General features: G+C 63.4%; 22 protein-coding genes, 1 pseudogene and 1 riboswitch. Of the genes and pseudogenes, 10 read left to right on the top strand and 13 right to left on the bottom strand.

Features of this window, described 5'->3' with window-relative positions; genetic code table 11:
* Positions 1-13: 13 nt before the first annotated feature.
* The 3 genes from L6D77_RS02130 to L6D77_RS02140 form a co-directional block, all read right to left on the bottom strand.
* A complete protein-coding gene (locus tag L6D77_RS02130; protein WP_232882034.1) occupies positions 14-1,378 on the bottom strand; it encodes a DUF1329 domain-containing protein in 1,365 nt (454 codons plus the stop codon).
* A gap of 26 nt (positions 1,379-1,404) precedes the next feature.
* On the bottom strand, positions 1,405-3,330 hold the full coding sequence (locus L6D77_RS02135) for a DUF1302 domain-containing protein (RefSeq protein WP_232882033.1): 1,926 nt from the start codon (positions 3,328-3,330) through the stop codon (positions 1,405-1,407).
* Positions 3,331-3,663: 333 nt separating this feature from the next.
* Positions 3,664-5,346 (bottom strand): fatty acid--CoA ligase, encoded by a 1,683-nt coding sequence (locus L6D77_RS02140; protein ID WP_232882032.1) that lies wholly within the window; start codon positions 5,344-5,346, stop codon positions 3,664-3,666.
* 230 nt (positions 5,347-5,576) lie between these two features.
* On the opposite strand from L6D77_RS02140, the gene L6D77_RS02145 reads away from it, so the two are divergent.
* From L6D77_RS02145 to L6D77_RS02155, 3 genes are all read left to right on the top strand, one after another.
* Positions 5,577-6,542: a 2-hydroxyacid dehydrogenase gene (locus tag L6D77_RS02145; protein WP_232882031.1), complete on the top strand. Its 966-nt coding sequence runs from the start codon at positions 5,577-5,579 to the stop codon at positions 6,540-6,542.
* A gap of 51 nt (positions 6,543-6,593) precedes the next feature.
* Complete coding sequence (locus L6D77_RS02150) at positions 6,594-7,592, top strand: class I SAM-dependent methyltransferase (RefSeq protein WP_232882030.1); 999 nt, start codon at positions 6,594-6,596, stop codon at positions 7,590-7,592.
* A 38-nt stretch (positions 7,593-7,630) separates the two neighbouring features.
* Positions 7,631-7,752, top strand: a riboswitch (yybP-ykoY riboswitch).
* A gap of 90 nt (positions 7,753-7,842) precedes the next feature.
* Complete coding sequence (locus L6D77_RS02155) at positions 7,843-8,427, top strand: TMEM165/GDT1 family protein (protein WP_208642806.1); 585 nt, start codon at positions 7,843-7,845, stop codon at positions 8,425-8,427.
* 134 nt (positions 8,428-8,561) lie between these two features.
* On the opposite strand, the gene L6D77_RS02160 is transcribed toward L6D77_RS02155, so the two are convergent.
* A complete protein-coding gene (locus L6D77_RS02160; protein WP_232882029.1) occupies positions 8,562-9,377 on the bottom strand; it encodes a M48 family metallopeptidase in 816 nt (271 codons plus the stop codon).
* Positions 9,378-10,611: 1,234 nt separating this feature from the next.
* Between L6D77_RS02160 and L6D77_RS27435 the strand changes: the two are divergent.
* Positions 10,612-10,812 (top strand): annotated as a pseudogene (locus L6D77_RS27435) (HAMP domain-containing protein); the annotation flags it as partial.
* 114 nt (positions 10,813-10,926) lie between these two features.
* A complete protein-coding gene (locus L6D77_RS27440) occupies positions 10,927-11,670 on the top strand; it encodes a methyl-accepting chemotaxis protein (protein WP_373870562.1) in 744 nt (247 codons plus the stop codon).
* A gap of 101 nt (positions 11,671-11,771) precedes the next feature.
* Here L6D77_RS27440 and L6D77_RS02170 read toward each other — a convergent pair whose 3' ends face one another.
* Genes L6D77_RS02170 through L6D77_RS02180 form a run of 3 tightly spaced genes read right to left on the bottom strand, consistent with a single transcriptional unit; the run spans position 11,772 to position 12,848 of the window.
* Positions 11,772-12,392, bottom strand: coding sequence for an SOS response-associated peptidase (locus L6D77_RS02170; protein ID WP_232882027.1), 621 nt, complete (start codon positions 12,390-12,392; stop codon positions 11,772-11,774).
* Between the two features lie 13 nt (positions 12,393-12,405).
* On the bottom strand, positions 12,406-12,666 hold the full coding sequence (locus tag L6D77_RS02175; RefSeq protein ID WP_110994796.1) for a putative signal transducing protein: 261 nt from the start codon (positions 12,664-12,666) through the stop codon (positions 12,406-12,408).
* Complete coding sequence (locus tag L6D77_RS02180; protein ID WP_045196022.1) at positions 12,666-12,848, bottom strand: CPXCG motif-containing cysteine-rich protein; 183 nt, start codon at positions 12,846-12,848, stop codon at positions 12,666-12,668. The genes L6D77_RS02175 and L6D77_RS02180 overlap by 1 nt, the downstream gene beginning before the upstream one ends.
* A 125-nt stretch (positions 12,849-12,973) precedes the next feature.
* Here L6D77_RS02180 and L6D77_RS02185 point away from each other — a divergent pair, with 125 nt between their 5' ends.
* Positions 12,974-14,140 (top strand): 1-acyl-sn-glycerol-3-phosphate acyltransferase, encoded by a 1,167-nt coding sequence (locus tag L6D77_RS02185; protein WP_232882026.1) that lies wholly within the window; start codon positions 12,974-12,976, stop codon positions 14,138-14,140.
* A gap of 218 nt (positions 14,141-14,358) precedes the next feature.
* Here the strand turns inward: L6D77_RS02185 and L6D77_RS02190 are convergent, their stop codons facing one another.
* Positions 14,359-14,619, bottom strand: a complete 261-nt coding sequence (locus L6D77_RS02190; RefSeq protein ID WP_232882025.1) for a hypothetical protein — start codon at positions 14,617-14,619, stop codon at positions 14,359-14,361.
* 158 nt (positions 14,620-14,777) lie between these two features.
* Here L6D77_RS02190 and L6D77_RS02195 point away from each other — a divergent pair, with 158 nt between their 5' ends.
* Positions 14,778-14,984, top strand: coding sequence for a hypothetical protein (locus tag L6D77_RS02195; protein WP_232882024.1), 207 nt, complete (start codon positions 14,778-14,780; stop codon positions 14,982-14,984).
* Between the two features lie 94 nt (positions 14,985-15,078).
* Here the strand turns inward: L6D77_RS02195 and L6D77_RS02200 are convergent, their stop codons facing one another.
* Positions 15,079-15,663 carry a YajG family lipoprotein gene (locus L6D77_RS02200; RefSeq protein WP_110994791.1) on the bottom strand — a complete coding sequence of 195 codons (585 nt, stop codon included), beginning with the start codon at positions 15,661-15,663 and terminating at the stop codon, positions 15,079-15,081.
* A 144-nt stretch (positions 15,664-15,807) separates the two neighbouring features.
* On the opposite strand from L6D77_RS02200, the gene L6D77_RS02205 reads away from it, so the two are divergent.
* On the top strand, positions 15,808-16,041 hold the full coding sequence (locus L6D77_RS02205; RefSeq protein ID WP_232882023.1) for a hypothetical protein: 234 nt from the start codon (positions 15,808-15,810) through the stop codon (positions 16,039-16,041).
* A gap of 606 nt (positions 16,042-16,647) precedes the next feature.
* The gene (gene mqo, locus L6D77_RS02210; RefSeq protein ID WP_232882022.1) at positions 16,648-18,153 is read left to right on the top strand and encodes a malate dehydrogenase (quinone); all 1,506 of its coding nucleotides are present in this window, start codon (positions 16,648-16,650) and stop codon (positions 18,151-18,153) included.
* A 208-nt stretch (positions 18,154-18,361) separates the two neighbouring features.
* On the opposite strand, the gene L6D77_RS02215 is transcribed toward mqo, so the two are convergent.
* The 4 genes from L6D77_RS02215 to L6D77_RS02230 all read right to left on the bottom strand — a co-directional run bounded on the left by L6D77_RS02215 (position 18,362) and on the right by L6D77_RS02230 (position 20,306).
* Entirely contained in the window at positions 18,362-18,652 is a 291-nt protein-coding gene (locus tag L6D77_RS02215; protein WP_110994788.1) for a PA4642 family protein, read from the bottom strand.
* 70 nt (positions 18,653-18,722) lie between these two features.
* A complete protein-coding gene (locus tag L6D77_RS02220) occupies positions 18,723-19,193 on the bottom strand; it encodes a hypothetical protein (protein ID WP_125465521.1) in 471 nt (156 codons plus the stop codon).
* 79 nt (positions 19,194-19,272) lie between these two features.
* The gene (locus tag L6D77_RS02225; RefSeq protein WP_232882021.1) at positions 19,273-19,746 is read right to left on the bottom strand and encodes a WbuC family cupin fold metalloprotein; all 474 of its coding nucleotides are present in this window, start codon (positions 19,744-19,746) and stop codon (positions 19,273-19,275) included.
* A gap of 2 nt (positions 19,747-19,748) precedes the next feature.
* Positions 19,749-20,306: a hypoxanthine-guanine phosphoribosyltransferase gene (locus L6D77_RS02230; RefSeq protein WP_125465523.1), complete on the bottom strand. Its 558-nt coding sequence runs from the start codon at positions 20,304-20,306 to the stop codon at positions 19,749-19,751.
* Positions 20,307-20,469: 163 nt separating this feature from the next.
* Here L6D77_RS02230 and upp point away from each other — a divergent pair, with 163 nt between their 5' ends.
* Positions 20,470-21,108, top strand: coding sequence for a uracil phosphoribosyltransferase (gene upp / locus L6D77_RS02235; protein WP_110994785.1), 639 nt, complete (start codon positions 20,470-20,472; stop codon positions 21,106-21,108).
* The last annotated feature ends 1 nt before the right edge of the window (position 21,109 follow it).

A 21,109-nucleotide genomic window follows, 5' to 3' on the forward strand; every position in this document is an offset into this window, starting at 1 on the left:
TTTGGCTGTCAGTTCATCGCACCCCAGCCTGGCGAAGGGCAGCGGGTTGGAAATCAGCCTTGCTGGCACTGAAGCCGAAGTTGTAGGCACTCTTCTCTTCGTTCTTCATGCCCAGGGCCAGGTAACGGCCAGACTGCAGGTCGTAGATGGCTTCCAGGGTGTACCACGGCACCTGCACGTTGTAGTACGGCTGGGCGTGGGCCTCGGAGATACGCCACAGTTGCCCGCGGCCGTCGTACTGGTCGATCACTGCGGCCTGCCAGGTGTCCTCGTCGATGTAGAAGTCACGCTTGGCATAAATGTGGCGCTGGCCCGGCTTGAGCGTGGCGACCACGTGCCAGACACGGCGCAGCTCGTACCGCGACAGGTCCTGGTTGATGTGCCCGGCCTTGATGATGTCCGAGTACTTGAGCTTCGGATCATCCAGCTTGTAGGCGTTGGAGGCGATATACATCTCCTTCTTGCCTTCGAGCTTCCAGTCGTAACGGTCCGGGGCACCGTTGAACATGTCCAGGTTGTCGGATGTGCGCAAGCCGTCTGCGGCGGTACCCGGGCCGTCATACGACACCTGTGGCGCCTGGCGTACCCGGCGCTGGCCGGCGTTGTAGATCCACGCCTTGCGCGGTTCCTTGACCTGGTCGAGGGTTTCGTGAACCAGCAGCACGGTACCGGCCAGGCGGGCTGGTGCTGTCACTTCCTGCTTGAAGTAGAACAGGATGTTGCCCGGGTTGGCGGGGTCATAGTCCTTCATCTTGTCGCGGAAGACGAACTGGTCCTGGAAGTACACCAGGCTGTAGGAGCCATTCTGTTGCGGGGTGGCTTGAGTGACCAGACGGGTCACGCTACCGCCGCGGTAGCGGGTGATGTGGTTCCAGATCACCTCCAGGCCATCCTTGGGAATCGGGAACGGTACGGCGGTCTGGAAGTTCTCCAGGCCGTTGCCGCCGGCTACCAGGGTGGTCTTGGTGGCGTTTTGCTTGATCGCCGCAAAAACGTCGTCTGGCACGGTGGAGCCGCGATGGGTCTTGTAGACCGGGATCTTGTAGGAGTCCGGATAGCGCTGGAACATTGCCAGCTGGCCTGGCGAAAGCTTGGCCTTGTACTGGTCGACGTTCTGCGCGGTGATGGTGAACAGTGGCTTTTCACTGCCGTAAGGGTCGGAGAGGAAGCCCTTGCTGTCGGCGCTGCCGGCGCTCTTCGACAGCGGCTCCCACGGGCCGATCGAGCCATCGGCGTTGCCGGCTTTTTCCGCGCCCATGGGGGTCAGCGATGCGCCCAGCTTGGCCGCCTCATCGGCGGAAACCGCAGCCATGACGCTGGTTGCCAACAGGGACAGGCCCAGTACACCGGCTTGCAGCAGACGTGTGGTCGTTTTCATTCTGTTGTCGTCCTGGATCAATGTTCTTAGAAGTTCACGCCGAAGCTGAGGGCGACGAAGTCGCGGTCATCCACGGTGGTGTACTTGCCGTCGAAGAAGTTGGTGTACGACAGGCTCGCGGTGTAGGTGTTCTGGTACTCGGCGTCCAGGCCCAGGCTGACGGCCTTGCGGCCTTCCTCGAAGTTGCCGCCAGGGCCAGGGGAGTAGCCATCGACGTCATGGGACCAGGCCACGCTGGGGCGCAGGTTCACGCCGGCGAAGACGTTGTTGTAGTCCCAGATGGCGCGTACGCGATAACCCCAGGAGTCGGAGGTGGTGTAGCCGTCGTTTTCGCAGTAGCGCGACAGGTTGTTCTTGTCGGCGGCCGCCAGGGTGCTGGCGTTCAGGCTTTGGCAACGGCCATTGGGCAGCGGCCCTGGGCCGTACACCGGGTCACGGCCATAGCGCGCCTTGGAGGTGCTTTCCAGGCCACCCACATGGGTCCAGCCCACCTCACCGACCATGGTCAGGCGCTCTGCACCCATCACCTGGTCGAAGAAGTGAGTGAAGGTGGTTTGCAGCTGGGTGATCTCTTTACGGCGATAGCCTGGCTGATCGGTGTTCGCCGTGCCCTTGAGGACCGAGGCGTTAGGGTCAAGCGGCGTCAGGCCCGAATACAGGATGTCGGTGGTGTTCAACTGCACCGGCGCGTTCGGCCGGTAGCTGACTTCACCGCTCCAGGCCGTGCCGGTAGGCAAGGTGGTGGAGAAGCTCAGGCCGTACAGGCGGATATCCTCTGGGTACTCCACGTAGTAGCTGGAGTTGCCCGCGACATACAGCGGCATGAGCTGCTGGAGCAAGGCCGGGTTGGTTGCCGCAGCGGGTGGCACCCCAGCGCCGATCAGCGCGCCTGCCAGGTTGGCCGGGTTGTAGAAGCGGGACGCTGCGCCACGACCACTGAAGATCGGTGCACGGCTGTGATAGTTCATGAAGTAGCCGCCGAACTCGGTGTTCAGAGGCTCGTACATGTAGCGCAGGGCCAAACCGAACTGACCGCTGTCGCGTGCATCACGGTCGGGCCCGCGACGCACGATCACGCCCTCGTCAGGCGAACCCCAGCTCACCCCTTGTGCCGTCAGCGCACGCAGGGCCGGCCCCGAGAGCGCCCCAAGGCCCCGGGCTACGTTGTTACGCGTGGCCAGCACGGCCAGGTTGTTGTCACAACCATCGGCAATTACGTCGGGCTGCGAGAAGAAGGTGCCGCAGTTGTCGACGACCGTCTGGTCCCACTCGATCTGGTAGAAGCCTTCTGCCGTGAGGTTGTCGGTCAGGCTCTGCGACAGGTAGAACATGTTGACGGGGATCAGGCCTTCCTTGATCTCCGCACCTGGGCGGCGGAACGCCGAGACGTCGATGGGGTTGATGGCGTTGATGCCGCCACCGATGAAGGTGCTCTCGCCCCAGCTCACCACCTGCTTGCCCAGGCGCACGGTGCCCGGCAGGTCGGCGATGTTGTAGTTGTGGTAGACGAAGGCATCGAGCAGCTCGGCACCCGAGGACTTGGCGCCTTCCTTGCGGTTGGAGTCGCTGATGTTCTTGAACTCGCGGTTTTCGTCCTTGAGTTCGAAGTCGTACCAGTACTTGCCACGGACGAACACGCCAGTGTCACCGTACTTGAGTTCGAGGTCGTGGATACCCTTGAAGATCTTCGAGAAGGTTTCGCCCTTCTTGAAGTTCAGGTGGCCATCGTCGGAGGTCTGCGACAACCCTCTGCCGCCGTTGTTGGCACCGATGAGGTTCTTGTTCGGGTTGGCCGCCGACCAGCTGGCGCCCACGGAGAGCGACGAGTCGAACTGGCCTTCGATTTCCCCGATGTTGAAGCTGACAGCGAAAGCAGGACTTGCGAGCGTAGAAGCGAGGCTGACTGCCAGTGGCAATTTAGCCCGGCGCCAGAACGGGTTTGCAGATGTCATCGACGCTACTCCATGTACTTTATTGTTATGGCAGTGAGTCCTTTCAAGAACGGCTCGAGCGCCTGGTAAAGCCGGCTCCTGCCCGTGGCGCCGCACATTGATGATGCGCGACACCCTCCCCCATTCCTGAAAATCCCCTGGCCCGACTATAGCCAGCGGTCACAGGTGCTTGATCCCTCTAAAGTGTGATTTGCGCGCCCTGCTTGCGGCCCGCCTCGAACGAGCGGCCCTTGTGCTGGCAGTGCTCAAGCATGGCCCATTATTTTCGTTTGGCAAGGCCAAGACCGCTCTAGAATGCGGCCCGCACCCTATCAGGCACGGGCCGTTACACAGTCAGAGCGTGGAAAGGAAAGCGCTGTTACTGGCCTGCCACTGAATGATGTCCAGGCGGATGCGCTTCTTGTCGAGCTTGCCGACGCTGGTCTTGGGAATTTCAGTAACAATGGCGATCTGGCTGGGGATCGCCCACTTGTTGATGTGCCCTTGCTCGACGAACGGCTTGAGGTGTTCCTTCAGGGAACGCGCGTCAATGCTCTGCCCTTCGCGCACCACCAGCAGTGCGAACGGGCGCTCGCCCCATTGCGGATCGGCCACGCCGACCACCGCCACTTCGCGCACCGCAGGGTGCCGGCTGACCAGGTCCTCGAGGTCGAGGGACGAGATCCATTCGCCGCCGGTCTTGATCACATCCTTGATGCGATCGCGGATATCGATGAACCCCATGCCGTCCAGGGTCGCGACGTCACCGGTATGCAGCCACCCGCCCTGCCACAGCTCCTCGCTCTTTTCCGGCTCCCTGAAGTAACCCATGGTCAGCCAAGGCGCACGCAGCACCAGCTCGCCCTGGGACTCGCCATCGGCGGGGAGGAAGTTGCCGTCACCATCGACGATCGCCGCCTCCACCAGCGGCACCGGCACCCCGGCCTTGATGCGGTAGGTGACCCGCTCGTCCTCGCTGCCGGCCTGCAGCTCATCGTTCAGGTGCGCGGCGCTGATCAGCGGGCACGTCTCCGACATGCCATACGCCGCCGTCAGCTGGATACCCCGGGCCAGGGCTGCCTCGTACAGCGCGCGATTGAGCGCGCTGCCGCCGATGATGATCTTCCAGCCGCCGAAGTGCTCACCCTGGGAGGATGGGCAGTTGAGCAGCATCTGCAGGATGGTCGGCACGCAGTGGGAGAAGGTGACCTTTTCCTCGCGCCACAGCTTGACCAGCATGTCCGGCTCGTAGCGCCCCGGGTACACCTGTTTCATGCCCAGCATGGTGGCAGCGTAAGGGATGCCCCAGGCATGCACGTGGAACATCGGGGTTATGGGCATGTATACGTCGTTGCTGCCCAACAGCCGCACACTGTCGATACTGCCGGTCACCGAGGCCTCGGCCAGGGTGTGCAGCACCAACTGGCGGTGGGTGAAGTACACGCCCTTGGGGTTACCGGTGGTGCCGGTTGTATAGAACGTGGTGGCCACCGAATTTTCGTCGAAATCGGGGAAGTCGTACTGCGCACTGGCAGCCGCCAGCAACTGCTCGTATTCGCCCTTCAGGCCTGGAAGGTCGGCGCTCTTGTCCGCCCCGTCGGTCAGCAGCACGGTGCCTTCCACGGTGGTCAACTGGCTGGCGATACCCTGGTAGAGGCCGACGAAGTCGCTGTTGACCAGCACGAAGCGGTCTTCGGCGTGGTTCATGGTGTAGAGAATCTGCTCGGGCGACAGGCGCACGTTGATGGTGTGTACCACCGCTCCGATCATCGGGATGGCGAACATGCATTCCAGGTAGCGGTGGCTGTCCCAATCCATGACCGCCACGGTATCGCCAGCCTTCACGCCAGCAGCGCTCAGCACGTTGGCCAGGCGCGCAATGCGCTCGCTCAGTTGCGGGTAGGTGATACGCAACTGATCGCGATAGACGATTTCGCGGGTCTTCTCGTAGCGCACGCCCGACATCAGCAGGCGCTTGATCAGCAGTGGATATTGGTAAGCGCCCTCGGCGGGCTTGATGATGCGCGTCTGCAGCATGGGTATCCCTTTTCTGGAAAGCGGGCCGGACAATTCAGGCACTTACTGTAGAACGGTGACGCATCGGTCAAATCAGCCGAAGGAATGATTTGGCTGGCGCAGGTATGAGTCGGGCCGCCGTCGTTGACGAGCGGCGCCTGCGGAACTGACACTGCGTGCAGCATCCTGAGGCCTCTGCGCGGGGCAAACCCGCGTTTAGCCGAACACCTTTGCCCTGACCGGAGCCGCAAATGCCCAGCCCACGTCGTGCCGTGTTTCTTGATCACCACTCTCTCGACCTCGGCGACCTCGACTTTTCGCCCCTGCACGCTCAATTCGACGAACTGCAACTGCATGCCGCGACCCGCCCGGACCAGGTTGCCGAACGCCTGCAGGGTGCCACCGCGGTCATCAGCAACAAGGTCATGCTCGATGCCGAGGCGCTGGCGGCCAACCCACAGCTCAAGCTGATCCTGGTTGCCGCCACCGGCACCAACAATGTCGACCTGGCCGCCGCCCGCGCCCAGGGCATCACCGTGTGCAACTGCCAGGGCTATGGCACCCCGTCGGTGGCGCAGCACACCCTGGCGCTGCTGCTGGCGCTGGCCACACGGCTGTGCGACTACAACCAGGCGGTGGCCGTCGGCCAGTGGGCCAAGGCCAGCCAGTTCTGCCTGCTGGACTTCCCCATCGTCGAGCTGGAGGGCAAGACCCTCGGCCTGCTCGGCCATGGCGAACTGGGTGGCGCGGTGGCGCGGCTGGCCGAGGCGTTCGGCATGCGCGTGCTGACCGGGCAGATACCCGGGCGCCCACCCCGCGCGGATCGCCTGCCGCTGGAAGAGCTGCTGCCACAAGTCGACGCCCTCACCCTGCATTGCCCGCTCAACGACCAGACCCGGCACATGATCGGCGCCCGCGAACTGGCGCTGCTCAAACCGGGCGCCCTGGTGGTCAATACCGCCCGCGGCGGGCTGATCGACGAGCAGGCACTGGCCGACACCCTGCGCAGCGGCCATCTGGGCGGTGCGGCTACCGATGTGCTGAGCGTCGAGCCACCGGTCAATGGCAACCCGCTGCTGGCCGGCGACATCCCGCGCCTGATCATCACCCCACACAGCGCCTGGGGCGCGGTGGAATCGCGCCAGCGCATCGTCGGCCAGCTGGCCGAAAACGCCCTGGCCTTCTTCGCCGGCCAGCCACGGCGAGTGGTCGGCTGATCGACGCAAGCCTCTGCTACACTGCGCCACTTTTTTCAGGAGGCATCGTCCATGGACCCGCGCAGTGAAGTGTTGCTCCGCCAGGCGGACCTGTTCCAGGGCCCGCTGCTGATCGCTGGCGCCCAGGCCGATGGCCTGCTTGGCCAGCTGCCTGCGGCCCATGCCTGGACCTGGCATGCCGGCGATCAGGCGGTACTTGAAAACCGCTTCGCCGGGCGCAGCCACTATGGCGTCGAGGTGCCCGCGGTGGCCTTCGACTGCGCTGTGCTGTTCCTGCCCAAATCCCGCGAGCTGACCGCTTACCTGCTCAACGCACTGGCGTCCGGCATGGCCGGCCGTGTGCTGTACCTGGTGGGTGAAAAACGCGGCGGTATCGAAGGTGCGGCCAAGCTGCTGCAGGCCTTTGGCAAACCGCGCAAGCTGGACAGCGCGCGGCACTGCCAGCTGTGGCAGGTCACCGTCGACAACGCCCCAGAGGCCAAGCCATTGCACAGCCTGGCCGAGCGCTTCGAGCTGCCGCTGGCCGATGGCCCGCTGCAGGTCATCAGCCTGCCCGGCGTATTCAGCCATGGCCGCCTGGACAAGGGCACGGCACTGTTGCTGGAGCACCTCGACGGCCTGGCGGGCGGCCATGTGCTGGACTTCGGCTGCGGCGCCGGCGTGCTGGGTGCAACGGTCAAACGGCGTTACCCCCACAGCCGGATAACCCTGCTGGATGTGGATGCCTTCGCCGTTGCCGCCAGCCGCCTGACCCTGGCGGCCAACAATCTAGAAGGCGAGGTGATCAGCGGTGACGGCATCGATGCCGCCCCGGCCGACCTGGACCTGATCCTGAGCAACCCGCCCTTCCACACCGGGGTGCATACCGACTACCAAGCCTCGGAGAACCTGCTGAAAAAATCGGGCGAACATCTTCGAAAAGGCGGCGAAATTCGCCTGGTCGCCAACAGCTTCCTGCGCTACCAACCCTTGATCGAAGGCGCGCTCGGCAACTGCGAAATTCGCGCCGAAGCACAGGGCTTTCGCATCTACCGGGCAACCCGCGGCTGAAAACAGCGCTTGCCGAATGAGCCCGGTGTAGGCAGAATCCGCTCCGTCCTAGGGGAGTAGTCTCCCGCGAGCGCCCTGCTCGCCCGGTACGCGTCAACACACTTGGCCCACAGGCCATGGCGCGTACGACCCACGATCCGCGCAGACGGATCCAGGGTTTGACAAGACCTATGACACGCACACCTTACCCGGGGCGGGGAGGCTGTACGTGTCATAGCCGTGTCGACCCGCCCCCGTAGGAAACCTGATGCTGGAATCTCTGCTGGTCCCCACCGCCATCGTTGCGCTCGCCGAAATCGGCGACAAGACGCAATTGCTCGCCCTTATCCTCGCTGCTCGCTTTCGCAAGCCATGGCCGATCATCGCCGGCATCGTCGCCGCGACCTTGGCCAACCATGCCGCCGCTGGCGCCGTGGGTGCCTGGGTGAGCAGCTTCTTCACCGAATCGGTGCTGCACTGGATCCTTGCCGCAAGCTTCACCGCCACAGCGTTGTGGACGCTGGTACCGGACAAGATGGACGATGACGAAAGCAGCAATGCACGCCGTTTCGGGCCGTTCCTGACCACCCTGATCGCGTTCTTCCTGGCGGAGATCGGCGACAAGACCCAGGTCGCCACGGTGATGCTGGCGGCGCAATATCCGCACCTGATCATGGTGATCATCGGTACCACCCTGGGCATGCTGATTGCCAACGTGCCGGTGGTGCTGGCGGGTAACTTCGCGGCCGAGAAACTGCCGCTGACGCTGATCCGGCGCCTGGCGGCGGCGGCGTTCGTGGTACTGGCGATCGTCGCGGTGTATTCGGCGATGAAGACCAGTGGCTGGATAGGCTGAGAGTGGCAAGAGACGGGAGCAACGGTCTTTTTGTAGGAGCGGCCTTGCCGGGGCGCCGGACCGGCAAGGCCGCTCCTACAGTTGACGTGCAGACCCGTTAGGAAAAGGGGCGCACAGCGCCCCGTTGAAACGGCTTACTTCTTGGCCGCTTGATACAGCGGCATCACCTTCGGAATCGCTGCCTGCAGCGAGGCGATCCGGCTGCTGGAAGCCGGGTGGGTGCTCATGAACTCAGGCGGCGCACCTTCGGAAGCCTTGCTCATCTTGTTCCACAGGGTGATCGCGGCGTTCGGGTCGTAGCCGGCGCGGGCCGACAGTTCCAGGCCGATCAAATCGGCTTCGTTCTCGTTGCTGCGGCTGTTGGGCAAGGTCATGGCGTAGTTCACCACGGTGTCGGCCAACGCCATGCTGTCCTGGCCCAGGCCGAGGAAGGCACCCGCGCCCTGGCGGGCCATCTCCACGCCATAGGCCTTGGACATCGCTTCACGGCCGTGCTCGCGCAGGGCGTGGGCGATTTCGTGGCCCATCACCGCAGCGATCTCGGCGTCGGTCAGCTTGAGCTGATCGATCAGGCCGGTGTAGACGATGATCTTGCCGCCCGGGCCGCAGTTGGCATTGAGCTCGTCGCTCTTGATCACGTTGACTTCCCACTTCCACTGCGCGGCATCCGGCCGGAACACTGGAGCCTGGGCGATGAGGCGGTCGGCGATGGCCTGCACGCGCTTGGCGTCGGCGCTGCTCTTGTCCAGCACGCCCTTGCTCGACGCTTCGCCGAGGGTCTGCTGGTACGACTGGGCATACATCTGGTTGACCTCATCGGTCGAGAGCATGCTGAACATGTACTGCTTGCGCTCGACGCCCACGGCGCCGCCGCTGGTGGTATTGACCGCCTGGCAGCCGCCCAGCAGGACGCTGGCGCTCAACATGCTGACAACGAATGACTTACGCATGAAAACACTCCCTTTTTACATGCCGCGTATCCTAGGCCCAGTCGCCTGCCTCGACCAGAGCCGCAGGTAAGATTTCTTACACCCCCCTCATGCTTTGGTATTAGCCCGCCGATAACCCTGGGATACGACCTCCTTGCGCGCGGAGCTTTTCATGAAGTTCAAGTCGATCCAGTTTTCCGTGGCCGCCCTGGCCGGTGCCATCGTGTTGAGTATTGTCGCGGCGCTGGTGCTCTACGCCGTGTATTCCGGGCAACGCACCCAGGCGCTGGTGGAACAGCGCACACAGAAGCAGTTCGAAAGCGTGATCGAGCAGCGCCTGGCGGCCCTGGCCCGCACCCAGGTCAGCGAGATCCAGCGCGGCCTCGAGGCGCCCCTGTCGATTGCCCGCGGCCTGGCCACCAGCAATGCCATGCTCGGCATGCAGGCCGCCGATGGCAGCCCGCTGATGCGGGTCGACCGTGAACACCTGATCAACCAGCTCAAGCGCACCGTGGAGGTCAACCCGACGGTGCTGGGTGCGTACCTGGGCTGGGAGCCCAATGCCCTCGACCATGACGACGCCCGCTACGTCGGCAGCAAGCTGGCCGGCATCGACAGCGCCAACGGCCGCTTCCTGCCCTGGTGGTTCCGCAACGACGACGGCAGCCTCGGCCAGGACCAACTGGCCGACGTCAATGACCGCACGGTGCTGGCCACCGGTGTGCGCGCCAGCGAGTACTACCTGTGCCCGAAAGAGTCGAAAAAGGCCTGCGTGATCGACCCGGCCCCTTACAAGGTCGGCGACAAGATGGTCATGCTGGCGTCGTTCGTCGAACCGATCATGGTCGATGGCCAGTTCCAGGGCATGGCCGGTGCCGACCTGTCGGTGAATTTCATCCAGGACCTGCTCAACGCCGCCGACCGCCAGCTCTACGACGGTGCCGGCGAACTGGCGCTGGTGTCGAGCAACGGTCGCCTGGTGGCCTACACCCGAGACCCGGCGAAGTTCGGCGAAAAGGCCAGCGATGTACTCGCCAGCGAAGAGGCGGCCACCCTCAACAGCCTCAGCGGCGAAGCGCTGCATTATGAAGTGAACACCAGCAAGGACCGCATCGAGCTGTACCTGCCGTTCAAGGTCGCCAGCACCGATGCGCGCTGGACCTTGCTGCTGGAGCTGCCGTTGAGCACGGTGATGGCCGACGTCAACCAGTTGCAGAAGGACCTGGCCGAACAACGCCGCACCGACATTGCCGGCATGACAGTTGTCGGCCTGGGCATCGCCGCACTGGGCCTGCTGGTGATCTGGCTGCTGGCCCACGGCATCGCCCGCCCACTGCGGCAGATGGTGGCGATGCTCGACGACATCGCCCAGGGCGAAGGCGACCTGACCCGCCGCCTGCAAAGCGATCGCGCCGACGAACTGGGCGCCATTGCCAAGGGCTTCAACACCTTCCTGGTCAAGCTGCAGGCCATGATCAGCCAGGTGGTCAGCTCGGTGCAGAAAGTCAGCGACTCGTCGGAGCACACCGCCGACATCGCCATCCGCACCAACCAGGGCGTGCACAAGCAGATGGTCGAGATCGACCAGGTGGCCACCGCCGTGCAGGAAATGACCGCCACCGCCCAGGATGTGGCGCGCAACGCCACCCAAGCGGCCCAGGCCGCCAGCGAGGCCGACCGTGCGGCCAACCAGGGGCTGGAGATCGTGCGCGACACTTCGCACTCGATCAGCGCACTGGCCGGCGAGATTGGCCGCGCCGTGACCGTGGTGCAGGAGCTGGCACGCGACAGCGAGAACATCAACGCCATCCTCGTGGCGATCCGCGCCATTGCCGAACAGACCAACCTGCTGGCGCTCAACGCCGCCATCGAGGCCGCCCGCGCCGGCGAGCAGGGCCGTGGCTTTGCCGTGGTAGCCGACGAAGTGCGCAACCTGGCGCAGAAGACCCAGCAGGCCACGCAGGAAATCCAGCAGATGATCCAGCAGCTGCAGCAGGGTACCCGCGAGGTGGTCAAGGTGATGGAAGACAGCCAGGGCAAGACCGACGTCAGCGTGCAGCAGGCCAGCCGCGCGGCGCAATCGCTGGAGAGCATCACCCAGGCGGTGTCGGTGATCAACGACATGAACACCCAGATCGCCAGCGCCGCCGAGCAGCAGAGCGCGGTGGCCGAGGATATCAACCGCAACGTGATCAGCATCGGCCAGGTGGCCGGTGAAGTGGCCGGCGGTGCCGACGAGTCGAGCCAGGCCAGCGCCGAGCTGACCAAGCTGGCCGAGCAGCAGCGGCGCTTGATCAATCAGTTCAGGGTGTAAACCGCGCAGGCCTCATCGCAGGCTTCGCCGGCTCCCACAGCAATTGTGCCGAACCCTGTGGGAGCTGGCTTGCCAGCGATGAGGCCAGCACAAGTAAACCTTCAAGCCGGGGTCAGGCACTCCGGCCCATCGAGCTTCGGGTCGTTGACGAACAGCGCCAGCGCCCGCTCGCGCAGGGCGCCGGGCGGTTTGGCCAGCAGCTCGTGCAAACGCGGCAGCGGTGTATCCGGGTCGAGCCATAGCGCCTGCTCGGCCTCATCCAGGATCAGCGGCCGGCGCTGGTTCATGGCCGCCTGGGTGATCACCGCACAACTCAGCCAGACCTGCTCCTGCACCGGATACATCTCCCAGACCGCAGCGAAGAACAGCGCCGAACCCTCTCCCGGCGTCACCCAATAGGGGCGCTTGCGCGCCGTGCCGCGCCATTCGTAAAAGCCGTTGGCCGGCATCAGGCAGCGCCGCTGGCGGAACGGCTCACGGAACATCGGCTGCTCGGCCAGGGTCTCGGCGCGGGCCTGGGCGGGCGTGCGGGAGAGGTCGGTCAGCCAGGCCGGGGTCAGCCCCCAGCGGGCGCTGGCCAGTTGCAGCTGGCCTTCGAGCTGGCGCTGTATCAACACCGAGGCACCGGGCGAGATGTTCCATTGAGGCTGCTGGCCCGGGGGGAACCCCGGCAAGCCGGCGAAGGCCTGGGACCAGCGAAACAGGGCGTAGCGTCCACACATGGGCGAATAAAACCTAACAGATCAGGGTGCCCGGATAACTCTCCGGTTCGTCGCCGGCAAGTGGCTGGGCGGCATTGTACGCATCGATCAGCTGTCGCGCGTAGCCGGCTTGCTCATCGGCCACTGCCAGGCCGAGCAGGCCCTGCATCGGCAGCTCGCCCACACCGCCCATCAGGTCACGCCCGACCAGGTGCACCTCGATCCCCTCGCTGGCCAGCATGCCCACCAGCATCTGCGCCTCCAGGAGGCTTTCCGGGTCATAGATTCGCTGCATCAATCATTCTCGCCGTAGACATCCAGCATCCACTCTTCGCCATGGACCTGCAGCACAAAGCGGATAGGCTTGCAGCACACCTGACAGTCCTCGATGTACTCCTGATCGCCGCCGGACAGGTCCACCGTCGTTTCGACTTCTTCACCACAATACGGACAATCGTAGAGCGCAGTTTCCAGCATCGCGGCCTCCCGAGTGACTTGTGCGTATAATTGCCGGTCTGTTTACAGGGGCTGTGTGTGTCCGAGCCGTTTTTCCGACCCCGCCCCTACCTTATTACCCTAGCCGTTTCCAACAAGAGAGCATGATGGGCGAATTCGATGCCATCCGACCGTACGACGACGCTGAGGTCCCTGCCGTTCTGGCACGCCTGCTCAGCGACCCGGCATTCCTCGATATCCTCACCCACTTCCGCTTCCCGCGCGCGGCGGGCGCTTTCGGCTGGTTGCTCAAACCGCTGATCGCCCGGCGCCTGCGCAAAGAATTCGCCGGTGTTACCTGCGTCTCGACGCTGCAGGACAAGGTCGAGTACTACGTCGACCGCACCATCGACCGGGCCACCGACGGCGTCACCTATTCCGGCGTCGAGCAGCTCAAGTCGGGCACCGCCTACCTGTTCCTGGCCAACCACCGCGACATCGTCATGGACCCGGCCTTCGTCAACTACGCGGTCTATCACGCGGGCCTGCCCACGCCGCGCATCGCCATCGGCGACAACCTGCTGCAGAAGCCATTCGTCAGCGACATGATGCGCCTGAACAAGAGCTTCATCGTGCACCGTTCGATCAGCGGGCGCCGCGAAAAACTGGCCGCCTACCAGCTGCTGTCGGCCTATATCAACCACTCGATCCGCAACGACGGCGCCTCGATCTGGATCGCCCAGGCCGAAGGCCGCGCCAAGGACGGTGACGACCGCACCGATTCGGCCATTCTCAAAATGTTCCACATGAGCCGCAAGGACGAGCCGTTCGGCGCGGTGATCCAGAGCCTGAACCTGATCCCGGTGTCGATCAGCTACGAATACGACCCTTGCGACCAGGCCAAGGCCCGCGAGCTGTACATCCGCGCCACTACCGGCAGCTACAAGAAGGCCCCGGGCGAGGACGACAACAGCATCGCCCAGGGCATTACCGGCTACAAAGGGCGAGTGCACATCAACTTTGCCCCACCGGTGACCGAGTACCACGAAGACACCAAGCAGCTGGCACTCGCCATCGACCGGCAGATTCTCGGTGGCTACCGGCTGTTCCCGGTGCACTACCTGGCCTATGCGATGTGGGCAGAGAAAGATGCGGCGCTCGAGGTGCCAAGCGCCGAGAAGCTGTTCCCGGCTGACGAGCTGGCCAAGGCCAAGGAAGAATGGCAGCGGCGCCTGGACGCGTGCCCGGTGGAGCAGCAGCCGTACCTGGTGCAGCAGTATGCAACGCCGGTGCGCAACCAGTATCAGGTGAAGCTGCAGCCCGAATCTGCCTGAACTAGCCGTTGTGAGAGCAACTGCCTTGCGCAGTTTTTCTGTAGGAGCGGCCTTGTGCCGCGAAAGGGCCGCAAAGCGGCCTCAGTTTTCAGCTACGCAACAAAGATCGCCGGGGCTGCCGTGCAGCCCTTTCGCGACACAAGGCCGCTCCTACAATTGTCGTGCCGTGCGTGTGGGAGCGACGGTTGGCCGCTCCCGCCACGCAGACGGCGACTTCTTCAGATCCAGGTGCTGAACCACGACAGCAACAACGCCATCGCCAGGCATGCAAAACCGAGGATGTAGTAATAACGCGGCACCCGCAGGTCGAAGGCATCCACCAGCCCTTCGTCCACCGCCAGGCTTTCACGGGTCATGCTGGCGCGGCGCCGGGCACTGTGCAGCAGCAGCCCGCCAGGGCAGGTTATGAACAGGGCCAGCAGGTTGATCAGCTTGGCCGGGTGGGCAGCCAGGAAGCCCCAGAGCACTTGCAACGACATCGCACGACCTCGGTATCACGACAGCAAAGCCCGGCATTCTACCCAAGCCGGCCTGCCCTTCCCGCTTTTTGCGACAAAGTGTCACTTAATTTCATCTGTCACACGCTCGTCATCAGGACAGGCCACCCTGTCGGCCTTTCACCGTAACGGAGCTTGTCATGCTGCACGCCGAAAACCAGGACCGCCTGTACCTCGTTGCCCAGAGCGATGAGCAACAGGCGCTGATCGACAGCTTCTCGATCAATGTCCAGGACCGCCAGTGGCTGGTCTACTGCGCGCTGGGTGGGCATGTCCATGAAGACTTGCCAGAGGTCGATCTGCAGACCGGCATCAGCCTGCTGGATTTTCACGTCGAAGCCGCCTGATACGCGTCGCCTGCTTTGCGGCCTCACCCGCGAAACAGCCACAAAAAAGCCCGCAGCCTGCGTACAGGCTGCGGGCTTCTTCATTACAAATGCCTTACTCGCCCAGCACCTGCCCGATGGTCGGGTCCTTGAACAGGCGGGTCAGTGCATCGCTGAGCACATCGCTCACCAGTTTGGTGTTGGTTTCCTGGTTCGGCGCCATGCCGAAGCGTTGGTCGAGCGAAGCACCGTAGCGGCCGCTGTAGCGGCGGTTGGCGTTCGACACATCCGCGCGGAAGGTGGCGCCGATGGTGGCCTCGGTCACGTACATCTTGTCCTTGGGCGACTGGTATTTCAGCTCGGCCAGGGTCACGGTCAGCTGCGGTACGTTGCCAGCGTTGGGCGTCGGGGTGAAGCCCAGCAAGCGCACTGCAGCTTCGGCCTGGGCCTGCAGCTTGGGCACCACATCATTGCCACTGACACTGATGGTGCTGGTTTCAGGGTACATGCCCCCACGGGTGCCCAGCGATTGCGAGGCCCGGCCGTCGACCACCCTGACCACCACCGGCTGGCCATGGCCGACCGGCGCAAGTTGCTGAGTGAGCTTGGGTTGCGGGCTGAGTTGTTGCGGGCTGTGGGCACAGCCGGCCAGGCTCAGGCTGGCCACCGCGAACAAACCGACCAACAGACGTTGCAACATGCGCATTTCTCCAGAAAAAGCGGCAAAGGCCCACAGTATACCCAGCCCGCCACCGGCCAGTCATCGCCCTGTCCCGCTTGTCACAATGGTTTCATGCCCTCGCCGTTATGCTTGCGCCAGCCCGACCTGACAGGACAATCCGCCATGGCCTCGCTCTGGAACCTGCTTTTCAAACGTCAGCGCCACCTCACTTACGCCCACCTCGACAGCAATGGCATCTGCCTGGGCTTCAAACAGACGCGCCAGCCGCCAACGGCCGCCGGCTGGGTCCTGGTCAGCGAGGCGCACCTTGGCTGGCTGGGCCATCCGCTGCCTGCCAGCGCCCGGATTTGCACCCACGCAACCAGCCGTTGGCAGCGCCGCCCCCTCGCTGCCTGACAAACGCTGCAATAAAAACCCATAAAGACCGACCTTTCTGCCCGCGACCTCGCTATAATCTGCCCCCGATTATAAGGACGTCTCCTGATCGGGCCCCGCATTCGCCGACTGACCCCGGCACCTTCTACGCTTCGCCCACAGAGAGCCTTCCACTCAGGTCTTGCATTGGCTGTCGTGCCTGCTGTTTCCGGCCTTCTGCTGCGCATGAACCTGCGGGTTGCCATCGTGCAGTCCACTTTTGAGGTTCACGTCTCCAAAAGAGCGTGAAAAAACGGTTTTTCACAACTTCACGAGAGTGTGGCGAGCAATGAACAGTCTGGCATGTGTAAAAGCAGCAGATCTTTCACAAACAGCCCTGCGCAGACGGCACAAGCGCTCATCCTGGATGGGAGCCTGAGGCCGGCCCGTAACGCATGACGGATCACTTGACCATAAGTCGAATTGCCGCACCCGTGGCAAACGGCGTTCAATACCTGAACACCCAAGACTGGTTGGCAGTGTCCGCTGAAGTTGCAAGAACTGCGAAGAGTCGGACATGGCGATCCTGGCAAACCCAGGGATCCTGTGCTGTCAATTAGGTAGCTGTAGATTGTGGAGACGCGTTAAATGGCGCAGAACGAATCGGTTGATGTGGTACTGGTAGGCGCGGGCATCATGAGTGCCACCCTGGCCGTACTGCTCAAGGAGCTCGACCCGACCCTGAAGCTTGAGGTCGTAGAGGCGATGGACTCCGGAGCCGCGGAGAGTTCCAACCCCTGGAACAACGCCGGTACCGGCCATGCCGGCCTGTGCGAGCTGAATTACACCCCGCAGGCCGCCGATGGCAGCATCGACATCAAGAAAGCCGTGCACATCAACACCCAGTTCGAGGTTTCGCGCCAGTTCTGGGCCTACCTGAGCAAGAAGGGCAACTTCGGCTCGCCGCGTGCTTTCATCAACCCGGTTCCGCACCTGAGCTACGTCGAGGGTGACAAGGGTATCGACTTCCTCAAGAAGCGTTTCGAGCTGCTCAAGCAGCACCACGCCTTCTCGGAGATGGAATACACCGAAGACAAGGCCGTGATGAACGACTGGATGCCGCTGATGATGCCGGGCCGCCCAGCCGACCAGCGCATCGCTGCGACCCGCGTGGCCAAAGGCACCGACGTCAACTTCGGCGCCCTGACCAACAAGCTGCTCAAGTTGCTGGGCAACAGCCCGGACACCCAGGTCAAGTACAGCAAGAAGGTCGTCGGCCTGCGCCGTAACGGCAACGGCTGGACCGTGAGCATCAAGGACGTCAACAGCGGCGGCAGCCGTGAAGTCGACGCCCGCTTCGTCTTCCTCGGCGCTGGCGGCGCCGCACTGCCCCTGCTGCAAGCCTCCGGCATCCCGGAAAGCAAAGGCTTCGGCGGCTTCCCGGTCAGCGGCCAGTGGCTGCGTTGCGACAACCCGGAAATCGTCAAGCAGCACCAGGCCAAGGTCTACAGCCAGGCCGCGGTTGGCGCCCCGCCCATGTCGGTACCGCACCTGGATACCCGCGTGGTCGATGGCAACACCTCGCTGCTGTTCGGCCCTTACGCCGGCTTCACCACCAAGTTCCTCAAGCATGGCTCGCTGATGGACCTGCCGCTGTCGGTGCGCATGGGCAACATCGGCCCGATGCTGGCCGTGGCCCGCGACAACATGGACCTGACCAAGTACCTGGTCAGCGAAGTGATGCAGTCGATGGAGCAACGCCTGGAAGCCCTGCGTCGCTTCTACCCCGAGGCGAAAGCCGAGGACTGGCGCCTGGAAGTGGCCGGCCAGCGCGTGCAGATCATCAAGAAAGACCCGAAAAAAGGCGGCGTGCTGCAGTTCGGCACCGAACTGGTTTCGGCCGAGGACGGCAGCCTGGCTGCGCTGCTCGGCGCATCGCCAGGCGCTTCGGTGACCGTGTCGATCATGCTCGAGTTGATCGAGCGCTGCTTCCCCGAGCAGGCGAAGGGTGCCTGGGCTGCCAAGCTCAAGGAAATCTTCCCGGCCCGCGAGAAGGTCCTGGCGACCGACGCTGCGCTGTACCACAAGATCAGCGCCGACAACGACCTGGCGCTGGACCTGGCGCAGGACAGCCCGGCCAAGCACTACGCCTGAACCGGCTGAAACGAAAAAACGCCCCTCGGGGCGTTTTTTTGTGCCTGGACCGCCAGGCCTGCATCGCCCTGTAGGAGCGGCCTCGTGCCGCGAAAGGGCCGCATCGCGGCCCCGGCGATTTTTGCAATAATGCCGAGAACCTGGGGCCGCTTCGCAGCCCTTTCGCGGCAAAAGGCCGCTCCTACAGGATCATTGCCAACAAGCTTTTTCAGCCGCGGGCGTTGTCGATGATTTCGATGTACTCAGGGGCATTGCGCTGGTCGGCGATCACCTCGACGAAGGTCTTGCCGTGCTCGTCCTTGCCATCCAGGTCATACCCGGCCTCGAGGAAGAAACCGACATAACGCTCGAAGTCGTCGATGCGCAGGCCGCGGTAGCCCTTGATCAGCTTGTGGTGCGACGGCGAGGTGAGGCCATCGGCCGGCTCGAACTGCAGGAAGCTCTTGATGTACTCGTCGCTGATTTCGTCACCAATCACCTGTTTCTTGTCTTTACGCATCAAGGACTCCCACTGGACTGTCTAGGACATTTTCGAAGGCCGGCAGTGTACCGCCCTGCACCTGCGGGCCTCAACGCGTACGTACGGTCCCAGTGTGCAGATCGGCCCAGACATGGCCGTTGCCGTAAGTGAGGAACTGCACGTAAAGGGTCTCGTTGCGCAGCAGGTCCATGATCACCCGATAATCGGCCATCGGGTAATTGAGGGTCAGGGTGCGGCGCTTGTCGTCATAAGCCGGCTTTTTCAGGCTCTTGCCGCCCTCGCCGTCGAAGTTGATCAGCACCTCGCCGATGGTCGAGCCCTTGCTCAAGGGTTTGCCCTTAAGGCGCATCTGCAACGAAGAGGTGATCGGGATGGGTTGCTGGTCGGACTGGCGCTGGGTGCCCACCACCACCGAATAGTCGGTGACCTGCAGCAGCTGCTGGCTGGTCGGTGCTTCCTGGCGCAGGGCGAGGTCGTCGGGGGGCAGGAACTGGCTGTGCAGCGGGGCAGCAGATAGCGGCAGGCTCACCGCCAGCAGGAGAGGGACGAACGCACGCATGAGAGGCTCCTTGGCATGAAAGAGCACTCTAGCATGGTCTGTTTGGCCGTAGCGGCCTGCTCAGCGAGGCCGCCTGCGCTCAGTCGAACTGCGCGCGCATCCAGGCCTGGTACTCGGCCACGCCGGCCTCGCCTTCGCGCGGTGCCCAGTGGGCAAGCTCGCCCTCGCCCACCGGGCGGTAAGGGCCGGCCTTGCACTCGAACAGCATGCTGTCGGCTTGCAGCACCACCAACCCGTGGTAGGTCCCTGGCGCCAGATCGACACCCAGGCACTCGCCGCCGGCCTCCATGACACGCTTGTCGGTGACCGCACCCTGCTCGTCGAAGATCAACAGGCCGATGCGCCCTTTAAGCACGATCAACGCCTCGGCCTTGTCCGCGCTCAGGTGCCGGTGAGGCGGAATGTAGGTATCCGGCTGCAAGCCTATGGCCAGGCGGTGGCAGGGGTCTTCCATCTCATGGAAGTTATGGTGCTGACGGCCACGCGGGTTGGCCGCTGACTGTGCTGCCAGCCCGGCGAACAACGACTGATCGATAAACGCGGGCTGGCGCATGATTACAAGCCCTTGACGGCGAAGATGCCGTTGGCGTTGCGCCAGTAGCCCTTGTAGTCCATGCCATAGCCGAAGATGTAGCGGTCGACGCACGGCAGGCCGACGTAGTTGGCTTTCAGGTCCGGGCTGGCCTTGCGGTCGTGATCCTTGTCGATCAGCACGGCGGTGTGCACCGAGCGGGCGCCGGCATGCTTGCAGAACTCGATGATGGCGCTGAGGGTGTGGCCTTCATCGAGGATGTCATCGACGATCAGCACATCACGGTCAATGAACGACACCTCGGGCTTGGCTTTCCAGAACAGCTCACCGCCGCTGGTCTGGTTGCGGTAGCGGGTGGCGTGCAGGTACGAGGCTTCCAACGGGAACTGCAGGTGGGTGAGCAGCTTGCCGGCGAAGATCAGGCCACCGTTCATCACGCAGAAGACCACCGGGTTCTTGTCGTGCAGGTCCTTGCAGATCTGTTTGCCGACCTCGGCGATGGCGGCCTCGACCTCGGCTTCGTTGTACAGGCAATCAGCCTCGTGCATCACTTGACGGATATGCTCGAGATCGGCGGACATGGCGCTCTCCAGGGGGTGCGTTTTGGAAAAGCGGGCAAAGGTACGCATCCGCTCGTCCCAGATCAAGCCTTTATGGACTAACGTGCACAATGACCGCACGACAGTCAGGACTGAATAGATTAATCTAGCGCGGTTTTTTTGCCCGCCTTCCGGAGCCCCCCCTATGCCTACTCGTGAGATCCGCCATCCGCTGATCCGCCATAAGCTCGGCCTCATGCGCCGCGCCGATATCAGCACCAAGAATTTTCGCGAACTCGCCCAGGAAGTCGGCGCGCTGTTGACTTATGAAGCCACCCAGGACCTGCCACTCGAGACCTACGAGATCGACGGCTGGTGCGGCAAGGTGCAGGTCGAGAAAATCGCCGGCAAGAAGATCACCGTCGTGCCTATTTTGCGTGCCGGCATCGGCATGCTCGACGGCGTGCTCAGCCTGATCCCCGGCGCCAAGGTCAGTGCGGTGGGCGTTGCCCGCAACGAGGAAACCCTCGAAGCGCACACCTACCTTGAAAAGCTCGCGCCGGACATCAACCAGCGCCTGGCGCTGATCATCGACCCGATGCTCGCCACCGGCGGCTCGATGGTCGCCACCATCGACCTGCTGAAGAAAGCCGGCTGCAAAGAGATCCGCGCCATGGTGCTGGTCGCGGCGCCCGAAGGCATCGAAGTGGTGGAGAAAGCCCACCCCGATGTGAAGATCTACACCGCCTCGATCGACCAGCGCCTGAACGAACACGGCTACATCGTCCCCGGCCTGGGCGATGCCGGTGACAAGATCTTCGGCACCAAGCAGAAGGACGCCTGAC

This window comes from Pseudomonas parasichuanensis (genome assembly GCF_021601385.1).
Classification (GTDB): domain Bacteria; phylum Pseudomonadota; class Gammaproteobacteria; order Pseudomonadales; family Pseudomonadaceae; genus Aquipseudomonas; species Aquipseudomonas parasichuanensis.